This is a genomic window from Rhodococcus sp. R1101 (genome assembly GCF_000278445.1).
Lineage (GTDB): Bacteria > Actinomycetota > Actinomycetes > Mycobacteriales > Mycobacteriaceae > Rhodococcus > Rhodococcus gordoniae.
This window is the reverse complement of the sequence record NZ_AJVB01000723.1, coordinates 1-1,328: the sequence shown is the minus strand read 5'-3', so window position 1 is coordinate 1,328 and position 1,328 is coordinate 1. Positions and strand designations below refer to the sequence as shown.

At 65.7% G+C, this 1,328-nt stretch carries 1 protein-coding gene and 1 pseudogene; both read right to left on the bottom strand.

Annotation, left to right across the window (positions count from 1 at the left end; genetic code table 11):
* Positions 1 to 117: 117 nt before the first annotated feature.
* Positions 118 to 1,119: a ketol-acid reductoisomerase gene (ilvC, locus tag R1101_RS0123610; protein WP_016935634.1), complete on the bottom strand. Its 1,002-nt coding sequence runs from the start codon at positions 1,117 to 1,119 to the stop codon at positions 118 to 120.
* A 50-nt stretch (positions 1,120 to 1,169) separates the two neighbouring features.
* Positions 1,170 to 1,328 (bottom strand): annotated as a pseudogene (locus tag R1101_RS28490) (acetolactate synthase small subunit); the annotation flags it as partial.

The following is a 1,328-nucleotide window of genomic DNA, read 5'->3' as shown; positions in this document are numbered from 1 at the left end:
CCGCCTTCGCCCGTGGGGCGACATCGCTCACGACATCACCTGCTCACGATCGCACGGACGACGGCGGCCCGGCACCCCGCAGGGGGTACCGGGCCGCCGTGACCGGATCGGGAGGTCTTACGCCGTCTCGGTGATGGGGCGATCGACCCAGCTCATCAGGTCGCGCAGCTGCTTGCCGACGACCTCGATACCGTGCTCGGCGTTCTCCTTGCGGAGGCCCTCGAGTTCCTTGTTGCCGCCCTCGACGTTGGCGACGAGGCGCTTGACGAAGGTTCCGTCCTGGATGTCCTTCAGGATCTCCTTCATCCGCTCCTTGGTGCCGGCGTCGATGACGCGCGGTCCGGAGAGGTAGCCACCGAACTCGGCGGTGTCGGACACCGAGTAGTTCATGCGGGCGATGCCACCCTCGTACATGAGGTCGACGATGAGCTTGAGCTCGTGGAGGACCTCGAAGTAGGCCATCTCGGGGGCGTAGCCCGCCTCGACCATGACATCGAAACCGGTCTTGACCAGTTCCTCGGTGCCACCGCAGAGCACGGCCTGCTCACCGAAGAGGTCGGTCTCGGTCTCTTCCTTGAAGGTGGTCTTGATGACGCCGGCGCGGGTGCCGCCGATGCCCTTGGCGTAGGACAGCGCGAGCGCCTGGCCCTCACCCTTGGGGTCCTGGTGGACGGCGATGAGCGCCGGAACGCCCTTGCCGTCGACGAACTGGCGACGCACGAGGTGGCCGGGGCCCTTGGGGGCGACCATCGCGACGGTCACGTTCTCGGGAGCGGTGATGAGACCGAAGTGAATGTTGAGGCCGTGGCCGAAGAACAGGGCGTCGCCGTCCTTCAGGTTGGGCTCGATGTCGTTGGTGAAGATCGACGCCTGTGCGGTATCGGGGGCGAGGACCATGATGACGTCGGCCCACTCCGAGACCTCGGCGGGCGTACCGACGGTGAGGCCGGCCTCCTCGGCCTTGGCCCGCGACTTCGAGCCCTCCTTCAGACCGATGCGAACGTCGACGCCCGAGTCGCGCAGGCTCAGCGAGTGCGCGTGTCCCTGACTGCCGTAGCCGATGACGGCGACCTTACGACCCTGGATGATCGACAGGTCGGCATCGTCGTCGTAGAACATCTCGACTGCCACAGTGATTACCTCTTTCAGAAAGTATGGGTGTGTTAAGGCTAACGGGTAGCCGTGATGGACTTCGGACCGCGTCCGACCGCCACGACACCGGACTGGACGATCTCGCGGATTCCGTACGGTTCGAGCATGCGCAGCAGCGCATCGAGCTTGGACCGCGTACCGGTGGCCTCGATGGTCAGCGACTCGGGCGAGACGTC

Coding starts and splice junctions, on each gene's coding strand:
- ilvC (WP_016935634.1), bottom strand. CDS start 1,119: ATGTTCTACGACGACGATGCCGACCTGTCGATCATCCAGGGTCGTAAG.